The following is a 13,893-nucleotide window of genomic DNA, read 5'->3' as shown; positions in this document are numbered from 1 at the left end:
GGCCCCCGCTTATGCCTTACAGGCATTGTTTCGACGATGCATGTCATGGTAAAACCTCGCAAATTCCATTCATTGCGTGCAGGATGCGCTCGTAAGGGATGGAACTCCAATCGAACCTTCGTCTACATGCATGAAGAAAACTTGGCCATGAAGATGTCGCGCAACTTTCCGCTGAACGCGCTTCGCGTCTTCGAAGCGGCGGCGCGGCATGCGAGTTTCACCCGCGCCGGCGATGAACTCGGCATGACGCAGACGGCTGTCAGCTATCAGATCAAGCTTCTGGAGGAGACGCTCGGCGAAACCCTGTTCCTGCGCCAGCCGCGCCAGGTGCTGCTGAGCGAGGCCGGCGAACGCCTGGCGCCGAAGGTGGGCGAAGGCTTGGCAAAACTCGCCGAGGCCGTGGCCGACCTGAAGGGCGCGACGGAGCACAAGCTGCACATCCACTCGACGCCGACCTTCGCCACGCAATGGCTGAGCCGCACGCTCGGCGATTTCCAGCTGAAGCACCCGAACATCGCCGTCCGGCTATCCACCTCACAGGATCTGATCGATTTTTCCCGAGAGGAAGCCGATGTCTCGATCCGCTGGGGCAAGGGCGACTGGCCGGGTCTCGAGTGCCACCGCATCATGCGCATGGATTTCGCGCCCCTCTTGAACCCGGCGCTGGCGGAAACGATCGGCGGCGTGCATGAGCCAGCCGACCTGCTAAAGCTGCCGATCATCAGCGCCCCCCCGGATATCTGGTGGCGCACCTGGTTTTCCGCCGCTGGCATCGACAATCCGGGGCTTGAGCGCTATCCGCCGAACGAACTCGGCATCCAGACCATCGACGCGCAGGTCGCGATGGCCGGCCAGGGTGTCGCGATCCTCAATCCCGGCCATTTCCGCATGGAGATTGCCGCCGGCCTGCTCTACCAGCCCTTCGATCTCACCTGTAATGACGGACGCGACTATTGGCTCGCCTATCCGGAAAACCGGCGCAACATTTTGAAAATCCGCGCGTTTCGCGATTGGATTCTGGCGACGATGCCGCAGGAAGCGTAAAGTGCCTGGAAACAACAGGGAGTCTTGATCTTGAGCGTCGCCTTCATGAAGGAAGAAAGTGCCGAAACCGCAGCGGAAACCCTGCTGCCCGAACGGCCAATTTCTCCTCACCCCAACCTCGTCACCGAGACGGGCCTGAAGGCGCTCGAGATGCAGCTTTCAGACGCGCGCGCGGCCTTCGAGGCGGCCAATGCGATCGAGGACATCAACGAAAAGCGCCGACAGCTCGCTGGCCCCGCGCGCGATATCCGCTACCTCGTCGAGCGGCTGCGCACCGCGCAGGTCATGGCCGATCCGACATCATCCGAGACCGTCGCCTTCGGCAACACGGTAAAATTCAGCCGCGATGACGGGCGGGTTCAGACCTACCGGATCGTCGGCGAGGACGAGGCAGATCCCAAGGCCGGCACGATCTCCTATGTCTCGCCGGTCGCACGCCTGCTGATGGGCAAGGGCGTCGGCGATCTCGTGACCCTGAACGGCCAGGAGTTGGAAATCGTCACGATTTCCTGAGACGGATCGCGCCAGGGGACTACGGCCTGCCGTCCAGCTCGGGATAGTGGCGGAACAGATCGCTCTCGTTGCCGGGAAGGCGGCGCTTGCTCGCAAGATAGGCGCTGATCTTCGGATGCTCCGCGACGGAGACGCACAACGCCCTTATCTTGGGATACCGCGCATCGAGGCCGCTCATCAGCTTCGGAAAGGCATAAGTCAGGCCGTCCATGACCTGAAACAGCGACAGGTCCGCATAGCTCAGCCGGTCGCCCACGAGATGGGCCGGGCCTTCAGGATTGCGCGTAAGAATGCCTTCAAACCAGTCGAGGAATTTTGGAACGCGCTCCTCGCGGAATTCGCGGGCGCGGCGTAGCGATTCGGGTTTCTGGTTTTCGTAATATTCACCGGCGCCGATCGGGTGGTGCACATCATGGCCTTCAAGAACGAAGTCGGCGATGGTGAGCTGGATCTGATGGGTCCAGAGCCGCAGGTGCTGCTCCTTCGGCGCGAGATCGAGCTTGTCGCCGAGATAGAGCAGGATGGCGGCGACCTGACCGACCACCACGTCGCCGTCCCTGAGAAAAGGCGGCGCGAAGGACGGTGTCGCCACCTCTTTGCTGACCCGGGCGATGACACCATCGCCCTCCTCGCGCGCGACATCGCGGTAGGGCACGCCGGCCGCTTCGAGAACGAGACGGACATATTCGCCGCGACCTTGAATGCCGGTCCAGTAATAGAGTTCGTAAGCCATGTCCCAGAATACACCCGGCGGGACTTCGGTTCCACCGGGCAATTGCCCTGCCCGCGCATGCGCTCTATCTGGAAGGACGAACCGCAGCAGAAGGACACGTGACCGCCATGACAAAAACCCTCATCCGCGGACGCCTGCTCTCCTTCCTGCGCCGCCCCGAAGCGATCGACGATGCGGCAAGCTATCGCTACGAGGAGGATGGTGGCCTGCTGGTCGAGGATGGCAGGATCGCCGCCGTCGGCGCCTATGCCACGGTGCGCGCGGAGGCACCCGAGGACGTAGAGGAGATCGACCACCGGCCGCACCTCATCCTGCCGGGCTTGATCGACACGCACCTGCATTTCCCGCAGATGCAGGTGATCGGCTCCTACGCCGCAAACCTGCTCGAATGGCTGAACACCTATACCTTCCCGGAGGAATGCCGCTTCGTCGAAAGCGAGCATGCCGCCCGCATCGCCCGGCATTTCTACGACGAGATGATCCGCCAGGGCACGACGACCGCCGTCGCCTATTGCTCGGTGCACAAGGCTTCGGCCGACGCCTATTTCGCCGAGGCGCTGAAGCGCGGCATGCGCATGATCGGCGGCAAGGTGATGATGGACCGCAATGCCCCGCAGGGCCTGCTCGACACGCCCGAGATGGGCTATGACGAGACCCGCGCGGTGATCGCGCAATGGCACGGCAAGGGCCGCAACCATGTCGCCATCACCCCGCGCTTCGCCATCACCTCGACGCCCGCGCAGATGGAGATGACGGCGGCGCTGGCCCGCGAGTTTCCCGACCTGCACATCCAGACGCATCTTTCGGAAAACCACGACGAGATCCGCTTCACCAGCGAACTCTATCCCGAGGCGATCGACTATACGGATGTCTATGCGAAATACGGCCTTCTCGGCCGCAAGAGCCTGTTCGGCCACTGCATCCATCTCTCGGAGCGCGAGGCGGACGCGATGAGCGAGGCGGGTGCGGTCGCGGTGCACTGCCCCACCTCCAACCTCTTCCTCGGCTCGGGCCTCTTCCCGCTGAAGGCACTGTCACGGCGAAGCAAACCCGTGCGCATCGGCGTCGCCACCGATATCGGCGGCGGCACCAGCTATTCCATGCTCAAGACGATGGATGAGGCCTACAAGATCCAGCAACTGCTCGGCGAGCGGCTGAACCCGTTCGAGAGTTTCTATCACATGACGCTCGGCAATGCCGAGGCGCTGTCGCTGCAAGACCACATTGGCACGCTGGAAGCCGGCACGGATGCCGACTTCGTGGTACTCGACGCGGCCGCAACGCCCGCTATGGCGCTGAAGATGGAAGTGGTGCGCTCGCTGACGGACGAACTCTTCCTGCTCCAGACGCTGGGCGACGACCGCGCGGTGCGCGAGACCTATGTGGCGGGCAAGCCGATGAAGGCCACACTTTAGCTCCCGCGATAGGTCGAGTAGCTGTAGGCCGAGAGCAGCAGCGGCACGTGGTAATGGCTCGCCGGATCGGCGACGCCGAAGCGCAGCGGGATGCGGTCGAGGAAGGCGGGTTCGGTGACGGCGGCACCGGAGGCGCGCAGATAATCGCCGGCGTGGAACAGCAGTTCGTAGGTGCCGGCGGTAAAGCCGGCACCGTCCAGAAGGGGAGCATCGACGCGGCCGTCGTCATTCGTGACAGCGCTCGTCACGGGCTGGCGCTCCTCGTTCACGATCCGGAAGAGATCGATCTTCAGGCCCGCGGCGGGCTTGCCGAGCGCGGTATCGAGAACGTGGGTGGTCAGGCGGCCGGTCTTGCTCATAAGTCCTCTCAGGGGGCTTCTATGACGAAGGGTTCCTCAAGGAAGAACTCCTCCAGATTGACGCCGCCGCCCAGACGGTCGACGACGAGGAAATCGCTGACGGCGCCGACCGCGATCAGCGGGTGGTGCCAGACATTGCGACGGTAGTTCACCCCCTGCCGTCCGCCGGCGCGAAACACCTTCGGCTTGCCGGGCTTGCCGCCCTCGTCTTCCGCTACCACCACCAGCCAGGGCCGGTCGTCGAGCGGCGAAAAGCTCTGGCTGCCGAACGGATGGCGCTCCATCATGTCGATAGCGTAGGGAAACGCGCGCGGTGTTCCGCGGAAGAGGTTGATGATGACCCTGGCATCCTCGCCCACCGCCTCGGCCTCGGCGAGCGCGTGGTAGCGCTCGGTCGTGCCGCCGTTGATGTGGCGCATCGAAGCGGGATCGGCTTCGATGACGGTGCCGAAGGGCGCAAAGGCCTCTTGCGTCAGGGGTTGTATCTTAAGCTTTTCAGCCATCGGACAGCCCTCCCGGGGAGAGGAAGGGCAGTCTTCGGTCATCGGGCATCGTCAATCTCCGGGGAGCAGAGCATTCAACCGGAGGAGCGCGATGCGCTCCACCTGGCTTTTCGCGGTTTCGAATTCTTCATCGGCCGTATTGCCGATCCGCTTTTCGAAGGCGGCTAGGATGTCGTCCTTGTCAAGGCCTTTGACGGCGATGATGAAGGGGAAGCCGAATTTTTCGACATAGCCGGTGTTGAGTTCGGTGAAGCGGGCGTGTTCGGTAGCGCTCAACCGGTCGAGACCGGCGCCGGCCTGTTCCTTGCGGCTGTCCTCCGTCAGCCCGCCGGCAATCGCCAGCTTGCCGGCAAGATCCGGGTGGGCGACGAGCACGCCGAGCTGTTCGGCATGGCTCGCCTTGCGGAAGGCATCGGTAAGGGCGTCATGCACGCCGCCGGCCGTCAGCGGCTCGGCAACGGCATTCGCGTTGAGCGCCCGCTCGGCGATGAACGGCGAGTGCTCGAAGACGCCGCCGAAGCGGGCGAGGAAATCGGCCCGGTCGATCATGCGCCCTTCACCTTCGACGGATGGTGGTTCTCGATCCAGTGGCGTGCGATATCGATGCGGCGCGGGATCCAGACCTTTTCGTGGCCGAGCACGTAATCGACGAAGCGGGCAAGTGCTGCCGCACGGCCCGGACGGCCGACGAGGCGGCAATGCAGGCCGATGTTCAACATCTTCGGGCTGCCTTCCGCACCTTCCTGATAGAGCACGTCGAAGGCGTCCTTCAAATAGGTGAAGAACTGATCGCCCGTGTTGAAGCCCTGCGGCGTGGCAAAGCGCATGTCGTTGGTTTCAAGGGTATAGGGAATGATCAGGAAGGGCTCGCCATCGAGGCCCGGCACCCAGAACGGCAGGTCGTCGGCGTAGGAATCGGAGGAATAGACGAAGCCGCCCTCTTCCATGACGAGACGCAGCGTGTTGTCCGAGGGCTTGCCTTGGTACATGCCGAGCGGGTGCGACCCGGTCAGCTCCTTGTGCAGGCGCACGGCCTCGCGGATGTGCTCGCGTTCCTTCTCCTCGGAAAAATCCTTGTATTCCAGCCAGCGGTAGCCGTGGCTGGCGATTTCCCAGCCGGCTTCCTTCATGGCGGCGACGGCTTCCGGGTTGCGCGCCATGGCGAGCGTCACGCCATAGACGGTGGTGGTGACGTTGCGGCTGGTGAACAGGCGGTGCAGGCGCCAGAAACCGGCGCGCGAACCGTATTCGTAGATCGATTCCATGTTGAGGTTGCGCTGGCCCGGCCAGGCCGCGGCACCGACGATTTCCGACAGAAGGTTTTCCGAATTCGGATCGCCGTCGAGAATGCAGCTCTCGCCGCCCTCCTCATAGTTCACGACGAACTGGACGGCGATGTTGGCATCGCCGGGCCAGCGCACTTGCGGCGGGTTGCGGCCGTAGCCGATCAGGTCGCGCGAATAGGTTTTCTCTGTCATTGGGTCACCTTCGGAAGGGAGACGGTCGCATTTGAATCGGGGCGATCGCCCTTGAAGAGGAACCAATACCGCTTTGCGCCGTTTTCTGTCCATTCCATGCAAGGAGAAACACTTATGGTCATGCAGGATGCAAACATTCGCGAAACCCAGGATCTCATCGCCAGCGACAAGGTCGAGGGGACGAGCGTCTACGGTGCCGATGGCAAGCATATCGGCTCGGTCGAGCGCCTGATTCTCGACAAGCGCAGCGGCCACGTCTCCTATGCCGTGCTCAGCTTCGGCGGTTTCCTCGGCATCGGCCACGATCACTACCCGCTGCCGTGGGGCAAGCTCGCCTATGACGAAGGCCTCGGCGGCTACCGCGTCGATCTGACGAAGGAGCAGGTGGAAGCCGCGCCGCATTATGAAAGCGACGCGGAATACGACTGGAACCGCCGCAACGGCAAGGTGATCCACGACTACTACGGTGTTCCGCCCTACTGGATGTAAGGCGGCGTCAGATCCGCCCGGCTTCCTCGAAGTGTGCCGGGACGGTAAACGAGGGCGGTACGTCGAGCGTGCCGCCCTCGATCTCGTCCAGCACCGCGCGGGCGAGCGCATGCGCCAGGCCGAAACTCACCTTGAAGCCGCCCGTCATCAGGCTGAGATTGGCGTGATCCGGGTGCCGCCCGACTATCGGCTCGCGGCCGATCGCTTTGGGGCGCAGACCCGCCCAACGTTCCACGATCGGGGCATCGGCAAGGACAGGTGTCATCTGTCGTGCCTTTTCGATCAAGGCGTCGAGCAGGCCATCCGTACTATTTGCATCATCAAAACTGTTTTCACTCGTGCTGCCGATGGCGACGACCCCGTTTTCATGCGGCACGATATAGAGACCGTCAGCGAAGATCACCGGCAAGCCGGGATCGACGGACGCCCGGAGCAATGCCGCCTGTCCCTTGACCCCGGCGCCCACCGGTTTGGCGAGCGAGGTCAGGGATTGCAAAAGCGGAAAGGTTTCGACACCTGCGGCAAGCACGCAATGCCCGAAGGGCAGAAGCGTGCCGTCGTCGAGACGGGCAAGGCCGGCGGCGGGATCGATTGCCGAGAGCCCGACGCCTTCCGTGATCGTCACCTTCGCCTGCCGTTCAAGCGCCGCCTTCAAGACGGCAAGCAGCCCGCGCGGGGAAAGACGGGCGGCCAGATGGTCGTGAACCAGTCCATGCGGCATGGCTTCGGCCCTTGGCCAGCCGGCAATGGGGGCGGCATCCAGCACATCGAAAGCAAAGCTGCGGTCGGGTGTCGACCAGACGGATTGCGCATCCCGCGCGTGGCCCATCACCGTGTCGCGGTTTTGCGGTTTCGTGACCGGAATGAGGCGGCCGGAGCGCCGGTAGCCGGCGGAAAGGCCGGTCTCGGCCTCCAGCGCGGCGATCTCAGCTTCGATCGACACCAGCGCCGCAAACTGAAACGCCTTCTTGGCATTCCAACGGTCCGGCAAATGCGGCATCAGCGCGCCGAGCACACCGCCGCTGGCGCCGGCTCCGATATGCCGGCGATCCACCAGATGGACGGAAAGGCCCTGTTGGGCAGCAAAAAGTGCGGTCCAGAGGCCCATCACCCCGCCGCCGGCCACGAGCAGGTCCACGGCCGGTTGACCGGCGGGCTTCACGCGACTATCGGCATTCGGCATGGCTGACCACGATCCCTACATTGCGCCCGAAACCCTCGGTGTTCTCGACTGGCACGAGGGCGATATGCCCTATTCCAGTGCCTTTGACGATCACTTTTATTGCCGCAACGACGGCCGGCTGGAATGCGGCCATGTCTTCCTCTCCGGCAATGGCCTGCCTGAGCGCTGGCAACGGCAAGAGCCCTTCCGCATCGCCGAACTCGGCTTCGGCACCGGCCTCAATCTCTGCGAAACCTGGCGGCAATGGCGGGAGACGGCGCCGGAAGGGGCGAGCCTCCAATTCACCTCCTTCGAGCGCTTCCCGATGGCCCGCGCCGATATCGGCCGGGCGCTCGCCCACTGGCCGGAACTCGACACGCAGCGCGCGCTCCTCACCGAAAAATGGCCTGATGAACCGGCGGGACGCGTCGAGATCGAACTGGAACCGGGCGTCCGCCTCACCGTCGTCTGCGGTGCGGCGCTGGAAAGCCTCCGCCAGGAACAGACGCCCTTCGACGCCTGGTTTCTCGACGGTTTTGCGCCGTCGCGCAATCCGGACATGTGGTCGGCGGAGCTGATGGCCGAGGTTTTCCGATTGACGGTTCCCGGCGGGCGGTTTGGCACCTATGCGGCGGCCGGATTCGTGCGGCGCAATCTTGTCGCGGCCGGGTTCGTCGTGGAACGGCGGCCGGGCTTTGCCGGCAAGCGCGAAATGCTCTGCGGGGAAAAGCCGGCGATTTGAGCGCTCAGTGCAGCGTGCCGTTGGCCGCCTGCATCTTGCCGCGTTTCAGCCAGCGGTCGAGCTGCTCTTCCAGCTTCTCGATGCTGATGGGCTTGGCCAGATAATCATCCATGCCGGCGGCGAGGCACTCCTCCCGGTCGCCGTCGAGCACATGGGCGGTGACGGCGACGATCGGCACGCGGTGGCCCGTGCCACTTTCGATCTCGCGGATCACCCGGCTCGCCTGCAACCCGTTCATCACGGGCATGGAAACATCCATTAGGATCATGCCCGGCCGGCTGGCGCGGAACAGTTCCACCGCCTCCTCCCCATTGCCGACGATGCGGAAGCGCAGACCCGCCGCCATCAGCATCTGGGTGAAGAGGATCTGGTTGACCTCGTTGTCCTCGGCCACCAGCACATCCAGGACTTCGCCATCCGGCTCAATTGTACCGGCCGCATGTGGGCGGAGCGCCAGAACTTTGCCTTCGACCACGGGTGCGGCGACCGGCTGGGGCTTGCCGCCACGCATCGCGCGCAGGACCTCGCTCACAGTCTCGCGCAGCAGATCGGCCCGCACGGGCTTCATGAGATGCGCCTGAACATGTTGCGAGGACAAAAGCTTGTCATCCGCCGGAAGGTTCATCGAGGTGAGCACGACAAGCGCGCTTCCGGCCGTTTCCGCGTTCTCCCGCAGGGTACGCACGAAGCCTGGCGAATGATCCGGCTGATAGTCGAGAAGGATCGCATCGACGCGCACGCCCATATCGGCCGCCGCCGTGAGCACAGCCAGCGCTTCGGCTTCCGAAGCGACCGCCGTCGCATCGAACCCCCAGCCGAGCAGCATGTCGTGTGAGGCCTTGCGTGAGAGATCATGCGCATCCACGACGAGAATGCGGGCGCTCGACGCCTTGGCCGGCATGATGCGGGCCGGCAGCGCCGCGACGGCGAGCGTCATCGGCAGGCGCACGGTGAAGACGGAGCCGGCGCCGACGGCACTTTCGGCGACAAGCGTCCCGCCGAAAAGCCGCGTCAGCCCGTCGGTGATGGCGAGACCGAGGCCGGTGCCCTCGTGACGGCGCGTCGAGGAGGCATCGACCTGCGAGAACTTTTCGAAGATCGACGCCATCTTCTCGGTCGGGATGCCGGCGCCCGTATCTTCGACGCGGATCTCGATGTCCACCGCACCGTCAGGCCCCGGCGTTGAGGCAAGATCGATCAGCACATGGCCGCGATCGGTGAATTTCACGGCATTGCCGACGAGATTGGTGACGATCTGCCGGAAACGCCCGGCATCGCCCATCACGGCGGCCGGCATCTGCGCGGCACCGCGCACGACAAGCTCAATGTCCTTCTCGGCAGCTTTGGCCGAAAGCAGGGTCGCGACGTCCTCGATGGCTTCCACCGGGTTGAAGGCGACGTCGCGCAGCGTCATCTGGCCGGCATCGATCTTCGAGAAATCGAGGATGTCATTGATGATCGTCAAGAGCGCATTGCCCGACTTCACCATGATGTCGATGAACGTCTTCTGGCGGGTGTCGAGATTGGATTTGGCGAGCAGTTCCGCCATGCCGAGCACGCCGTTCATCGGCGTGCGGATCTCGTGGCTCATATTGGCGAGGAATTCCGACTTCGCCTTGTCGGCCGTCTCGGCGCGCGACACGAGCCGGCGCAACTCGTCTTCGCGGCTCTTGAGGTCGGTGATGTCGGAGAAGACGATGACGTTGCGGCCGCGGCTCGTCGGCGTCACGTCAAGCCGCAGCCAGCGCTCGTAGCCGCTGAAAACGGTCAAGGACGCCGGCTTGCCGGTGAAAAGGATGGCGCCGAATTCCCGCGCATCCACCGGCTCCTCGCCGACGAAACCGGGGATCTTGCGGTCGATGCAGCTTTGCAGCACGTCCTTCATCGAGGCCCCCGGTTGCAACAGGTGCGATGGCATGGCGATCATGGTGGACAGCGCCTCGTTGGACAGCACCACCCTGTCGCCTTCGATGATGAGCAGGCCCTGGGCCATCGAGGAGACGGCATCCTCCATGAGGGTGCCGACCTCTTCGAGCGCGCTGCGCGTCTCCAACACCTCGCGCTCGCGCTCGCGCCGTTCGGTGATGTCGATATAGGTGAGCAGGCACCGGCCGCCGGAAATGGTGCAACCAGCCTCGATCAGCGTGCGGCCGTTCGCATAGCTGACTTCGCGCACCGGCATTTCGCCGGCGCGGATGCCATAGAGGCGATGTCCGTATCCCTCGGCGCAAGGCGTGCCATCCTCGCATGTCGCCCCTTGCGCATGCTGGAAATGCAGGAGTTCGCCGAGCGGCCGGTCCTTCATTGGCGGAAGCGCGCCGTTCCAAAGCCCGGAGAAAGCACCGTTGATCAGCTCGATCGTGCCGGTCTCATCGACCACCACGATGCCGACGGGCAGCGATTCCACGACGCTTGCAAGGTCCGCGCGCGCCGCCTCGGCCTCGCGCTGCGCCTCGATCAGCTGTTCCTCGCGCTTCTTCAGCACCATCGTGTCGGTGATCGAGCCGATGAGGTAGCTCTTCTCGTCCAGCGTCGTGACGCGATGGAGCCGGGTAATCGTCGGCAGGACGAAACCGTCCGCACGGACGTATTCGATTTCGGTCTCAAGCAGTTCGCCAGTGTCGAGCACCTGCTGGTTCTGCGCGTGGAACTCCTCCCCCTGCTCGGGATACATGTCGAGCGTGGTGAGGCCGAGCAGCTCATCCGGCTGCCGGCCCGTGAGCTCGACATAGGCCCGGTTGGCGAAGATCATGCGCTGGTCTTCATCGCGCATGAAGCTCGCGACGGGCAATTCGTCGAGCAGCGCGCGATAGAGGCTGATTTCCTGGGAATGCTGGACGAGCCGCGCCTCGCCGTCCTTCAGCGCCGTCACGTCCAGCCGGAAGGCGACGAGCCGGCCATCCGGGCGGCGCTGGGTGACGAGGCGCATCCAGCCGCCGGCCAGCCGGGCGACCGTTTCGTAAAGCGGCAGATCGTAGCTTGCGAGGCGCGCGGCGACCCAGCGTTCGCGCTCGGCCGGCGTGGTGCGCCCGACTTCTATATCGTGCAAAGCCTCCGTCAGGCTCGCAAGCGTGATCGCCCCGTCCGCAAGATCGCCGACCAGCGTGCGATAAAATTCCCGCATGCAGGCGTTGGCATAGCTCAGCCGGTTGTCCGCGCCGAAGATCGCAATACCAGCGCCGAAGGCGTCAAGTGCGCTTTCGACCGGATCGGCATCCCCCTCAGGGCGTCCCGTGCAAGTTGCCTCGACCGGCTTGCCATTCGTATTGGCAACCGCGCGGACCGCCGAGGCCAGGACCTCGGCGGACGGCGTAAAGAGAGCGACGAGGATGGACAAGGTTGCCGACAGCCGCTCGCGTTTTAACGCGATATCGAAACTTCCGCCGCCGAAGGGATGCACGAAGCGGGCGCGCTCGGGATTGCCGAAGATCAGGCAGCGGCGTTCCGGATCGTCTCGCTCGCCATGACCAGGCAGTTCGCCGATCTCGTCGCTGCGCAGACCGATCATGTCGGCCGGGTTGTGGTCGAACAGGCGCGCATAGGCGTCGTTGACGGCGAGGTAACGCAGTTCGCTGCTCTTGACGTAAGCCGGATGCGGGTGCGCGCGCACGCGCGCCATGGCCGCCACCAGCAATTCGTCATGAGATTCAGTCACGTCATGCGCTCCCCGAAGCGGGACGGAAGAGAGATTTGTACCCCTTGCGGAGTATCACCAATCCTTGAACGGATGGTTAACCGATCGTTGCCGAAGGCGACCCTTATCCACGGCGGCATTTCCCTGTCGCAAATGACGGGCCATCGCGTCGCAGGATATGCGACAACAAAAAGAGGCAAACCAGACCGGGGCTGTGCTGCATGGGTGACGTGATCAAACTCGAAAATCACCTCGAACAACCGGAGGCCGACGACGCGCCCGTCGAGCGTCGCCGACGCGGCGGCGGGCGGGGTGCAGAGCGCACGCGGCGCGCACCGGCCACCTCGAAATACCTCAATCTCGTCAACACCACGGCCAAGTCCACCGTACTTTCGGAAGACGCGCTGGAGGCGATCCATCATGCCTCGCTGACGATCCTCGAAGAGATCGGCATGGACGTCATCCTGCCGGAAGCGCGCGAGCGCATGAAGGCGGCCGGCGCCGACGTGACGCCGGGTACGGACCGCGTGCGCTTCGACCGTGGCCTCATCATGGACATGATGGCTTCGGTGCCATCGGCCTTCACACTCCATGCCCGCAATCCGATGCGTAATGTCGAGATCGGCGGCAACAACCTCGTCTTCGCGCAGATCGCCTCCGCGCCCTTCGTGGCCGACCGCGACGGCGGCCGGCGCGCCGGCAACCAGGAGGATTTCCGCAAGCTGGTGAAGCTGGCGCAGTCCTACGACATCATCCACACGACGGGCGGCTATCCGGTCGAGCCGATCGATATCCACGCGTCCATCCGCCATCTCGATTGCCTGTCGGATATGGTGAAACTGACGGACAAGGCGTTCCACGTCTACTCGCTGGGCAAGCAGCGCAACCTCGACGGCATCGAGATCGCCCGCATCGGCCGCGGCATTCCCATGGAACAGATGGAGCGCGAGCCCTCACTCTTCACCATCATCAACACGTCTTCGCCGCTGCGTCTCGACGGGCCGATGCTGCAAGGCATCATCGAGATGTCCTCGCGCAATCAGGTCGTCGTCGTGACCCCCTTCACCCTGGCCGGCGCCATGGCGCCGGTGACGATCGCAGGCGCCGTCGTGCAACAGAATGCGGAAGCACTGGCCGGCATCGCCTTCACGCAGATGGTGCGGCGCGGCGCGCCGGTCATGTATGGCGGCTTCACTTCCAACGTCGATATGAAGACGGGCGCACCGGCCTTTGGCACACCGGAATATATGAAGGCGGTGATTGCCGGCGGCCAGCTCGCCCGCAAATACAACATCCCCTACCGCACCTCCAACACCAACGCCTCCAACACGCTGGATGCGCAGGCCGCCTATGAATCGGCCTTCTCGCTCTGGGCGCTGACGCAGGGCGGCGGCAATTTCATCATGCATTCGGCCGGCTGGAGCGAGGGCGGCCTGACGGCATCCTTCGAGAAGTTCATCCTCGACGTCGACATGCTGCAGATGGTGGCGGAATACCTGACGCCGCTCGATGTCAGCCCTGATGCGCTTGGCCTCGACGCCGTGCGCGACGTCGGCCCCGGCGGCCATTTCTTCGGCACGCCGCACACGCTGGCGCGCTACGAGACGGCCTTCTATTCGCCGATCCTGTCGGACTGGCGCAATTTCGAGACCTGGACGGAAGCCGGCCGGCCGACGACCTACGACCACGCCAACCGGGTCTTCAAAGAAAAGCTCAACACCTACGAAAAGCCGCCGCTCGACCCTGCGATCGAGGACGAACTGGATGCGTTCGTCGCAAAGCGCAAGGAAGAGGGCGGCGTTCCAACCGACTTCTGAAAAG

At 64.0% G+C, this 13,893-nt stretch carries 13 protein-coding genes; 6 read left to right on the top strand and 7 right to left on the bottom strand.

Going from position 1 to position 13,893, the window contains the following annotated elements; all coding sequences use genetic code 11:
* Window positions 1-147 precede the first annotated feature (147 nt).
* Together AC27VQ_RS09065 and greA are read left to right on the top strand one after the other, a co-directional pair.
* Entirely contained in the window at window positions 148-1,044 is an 897-nt protein-coding gene (locus tag AC27VQ_RS09065) for a LysR substrate-binding domain-containing protein (RefSeq protein WP_488716021.1), read from the top strand.
* A 30-nt stretch (window positions 1,045-1,074) separates the two neighbouring features.
* Window positions 1,075-1,557: a transcription elongation factor GreA gene (greA, locus tag AC27VQ_RS09060; RefSeq protein WP_488716020.1), complete on the top strand. Its 483-nt coding sequence runs from the start codon at window positions 1,075-1,077 to the stop codon at window positions 1,555-1,557.
* A 19-nt stretch (window positions 1,558-1,576) separates the two neighbouring features.
* Here the strand turns inward: greA and AC27VQ_RS09055 are convergent, their stop codons facing one another.
* The gene (locus AC27VQ_RS09055) at window positions 1,577-2,290 is read right to left on the bottom strand and encodes a glutathione S-transferase (protein WP_488716019.1); all 714 of its coding nucleotides are present in this window, start codon (window positions 2,288-2,290) and stop codon (window positions 1,577-1,579) included.
* Between the two features lie 107 nt (window positions 2,291-2,397).
* Here AC27VQ_RS09055 and guaD point away from each other — a divergent pair, with 107 nt between their 5' ends.
* On the top strand, window positions 2,398-3,705 hold the full coding sequence (guaD, locus tag AC27VQ_RS09050; RefSeq protein ID WP_488716018.1) for a guanine deaminase: 1,308 nt from the start codon (window positions 2,398-2,400) through the stop codon (window positions 3,703-3,705).
* Here guaD and uraH read toward each other — a convergent pair.
* The 4 genes from uraH to puuE are packed head-to-tail and all read right to left on the bottom strand — an operon-like array spanning window position 3,702 to window position 6,045.
* Complete coding sequence (uraH, locus tag AC27VQ_RS09045) at window positions 3,702-4,064, bottom strand: hydroxyisourate hydrolase (protein WP_488716017.1); 363 nt, start codon at window positions 4,062-4,064, stop codon at window positions 3,702-3,704. The genes guaD and uraH overlap by 4 nt on opposite strands.
* A gap of 8 nt (window positions 4,065-4,072) precedes the next feature.
* Window positions 4,073-4,567, bottom strand: coding sequence for an ureidoglycolate lyase (locus AC27VQ_RS09040; RefSeq protein ID WP_488716016.1), 495 nt, complete (start codon window positions 4,565-4,567; stop codon window positions 4,073-4,075).
* Between the two features lie 51 nt (window positions 4,568-4,618).
* Complete coding sequence (gene uraD, locus AC27VQ_RS09035) at window positions 4,619-5,116, bottom strand: 2-oxo-4-hydroxy-4-carboxy-5-ureidoimidazoline decarboxylase (protein ID WP_488716015.1); 498 nt, start codon at window positions 5,114-5,116, stop codon at window positions 4,619-4,621.
* Window positions 5,113-6,045: an allantoinase PuuE gene (gene puuE / locus AC27VQ_RS09030; protein WP_488716014.1), complete on the bottom strand. Its 933-nt coding sequence runs from the start codon at window positions 6,043-6,045 to the stop codon at window positions 5,113-5,115. The genes uraD and puuE overlap by 4 nt, the downstream gene beginning before the upstream one ends.
* Before the next feature lie 96 nt (window positions 6,046-6,141).
* Here puuE and AC27VQ_RS09025 point away from each other — a divergent pair, with 96 nt between their 5' ends.
* Window positions 6,142-6,534: a PRC-barrel domain-containing protein gene (locus AC27VQ_RS09025; RefSeq protein ID WP_488716013.1), complete on the top strand. Its 393-nt coding sequence runs from the start codon at window positions 6,142-6,144 to the stop codon at window positions 6,532-6,534.
* 7 nt (window positions 6,535-6,541) lie between these two features.
* On the opposite strand, the gene AC27VQ_RS09020 is transcribed toward AC27VQ_RS09025, so the two are convergent.
* The gene (locus tag AC27VQ_RS09020; protein WP_488716012.1) at window positions 6,542-7,717 is read right to left on the bottom strand and encodes an NAD(P)/FAD-dependent oxidoreductase; all 1,176 of its coding nucleotides are present in this window, start codon (window positions 7,715-7,717) and stop codon (window positions 6,542-6,544) included.
* On the opposite strand from AC27VQ_RS09020, the gene mnmC2 reads away from it, so the two are divergent.
* Complete coding sequence (gene mnmC2, locus AC27VQ_RS09015; RefSeq protein ID WP_488716011.1) at window positions 7,716-8,438, top strand: tRNA (5-methylaminomethyl-2-thiouridine)(34)-methyltransferase MnmC2; 723 nt, start codon at window positions 7,716-7,718, stop codon at window positions 8,436-8,438. The genes AC27VQ_RS09020 and mnmC2 overlap by 2 nt on opposite strands.
* A gap of 4 nt (window positions 8,439-8,442) precedes the next feature.
* Here the strand turns inward: mnmC2 and AC27VQ_RS09010 are convergent, their stop codons facing one another.
* Window positions 8,443-12,093: a PAS domain-containing hybrid sensor histidine kinase/response regulator gene (locus AC27VQ_RS09010; protein WP_488716010.1), complete on the bottom strand. Its 3,651-nt coding sequence runs from the start codon at window positions 12,091-12,093 to the stop codon at window positions 8,443-8,445.
* Window positions 12,094-12,293: 200 nt separating this feature from the next.
* Between AC27VQ_RS09010 and AC27VQ_RS09005 the strand changes: the two genes are divergently transcribed.
* Window positions 12,294-13,889: a trimethylamine methyltransferase family protein gene (locus AC27VQ_RS09005; protein ID WP_488716009.1), complete on the top strand. Its 1,596-nt coding sequence runs from the start codon at window positions 12,294-12,296 to the stop codon at window positions 13,887-13,889.
* Window positions 13,890-13,893: the final 4 nt, after the last annotated feature.

It is taken from the genome of Shinella sp. 20P9.1.1, from assembly GCF_057798995.1.
Note: the sequence above shows the minus strand (reverse complement) of the source record. Positions and strands in the feature narration are given on the sequence as shown.

Excerpts from the sequence above, each read along its gene's own strand:
- AC27VQ_RS09065 (WP_488716021.1), top strand. The coding sequence starts at position 148 with ATGAAGATGTCGCGCAACTTTCCGCTGAACGCGCTTCGCGTCTTCGAA.
- AC27VQ_RS09025 (WP_488716013.1), top strand. The coding sequence starts at position 6,142 with ATGCAAGGAGAAACACTTATGGTCATGCAGGATGCAAACATTCGCGAA.
- guaD (WP_488716018.1), top strand. The coding sequence starts at position 2,398 with ATGACAAAAACCCTCATCCGCGGACGCCTGCTCTCCTTCCTGCGCCGC.
- uraD (WP_488716015.1), bottom strand. The coding sequence starts at position 5,116 with ATGATCGACCGGGCCGATTTCCTCGCCCGCTTCGGCGGCGTCTTCGAG.
- AC27VQ_RS09020 (WP_488716012.1), bottom strand. The coding sequence starts at position 7,717 with ATGCCGAATGCCGATAGTCGCGTGAAGCCCGCCGGTCAACCGGCCGTG.
- uraH (WP_488716017.1), bottom strand. The coding sequence starts at position 4,064 with ATGAGCAAGACCGGCCGCCTGACCACCCACGTTCTCGATACCGCGCTC.
- AC27VQ_RS09055 (WP_488716019.1), bottom strand. The coding sequence starts at position 2,290 with ATGGCTTACGAACTCTATTACTGGACCGGCATTCAAGGTCGCGGCGAA.
- AC27VQ_RS09005 (WP_488716009.1), top strand. The coding sequence starts at position 12,294 with ATGGGTGACGTGATCAAACTCGAAAATCACCTCGAACAACCGGAGGCC.
- puuE (WP_488716014.1), bottom strand. The coding sequence starts at position 6,045 with ATGACAGAGAAAACCTATTCGCGCGACCTGATCGGCTACGGCCGCAAC.
- mnmC2 (WP_488716011.1), top strand. The coding sequence starts at position 7,716 with ATGGCTGACCACGATCCCTACATTGCGCCCGAAACCCTCGGTGTTCTC.
- AC27VQ_RS09040 (WP_488716016.1), bottom strand. The coding sequence starts at position 4,567 with ATGGCTGAAAAGCTTAAGATACAACCCCTGACGCAAGAGGCCTTTGCG.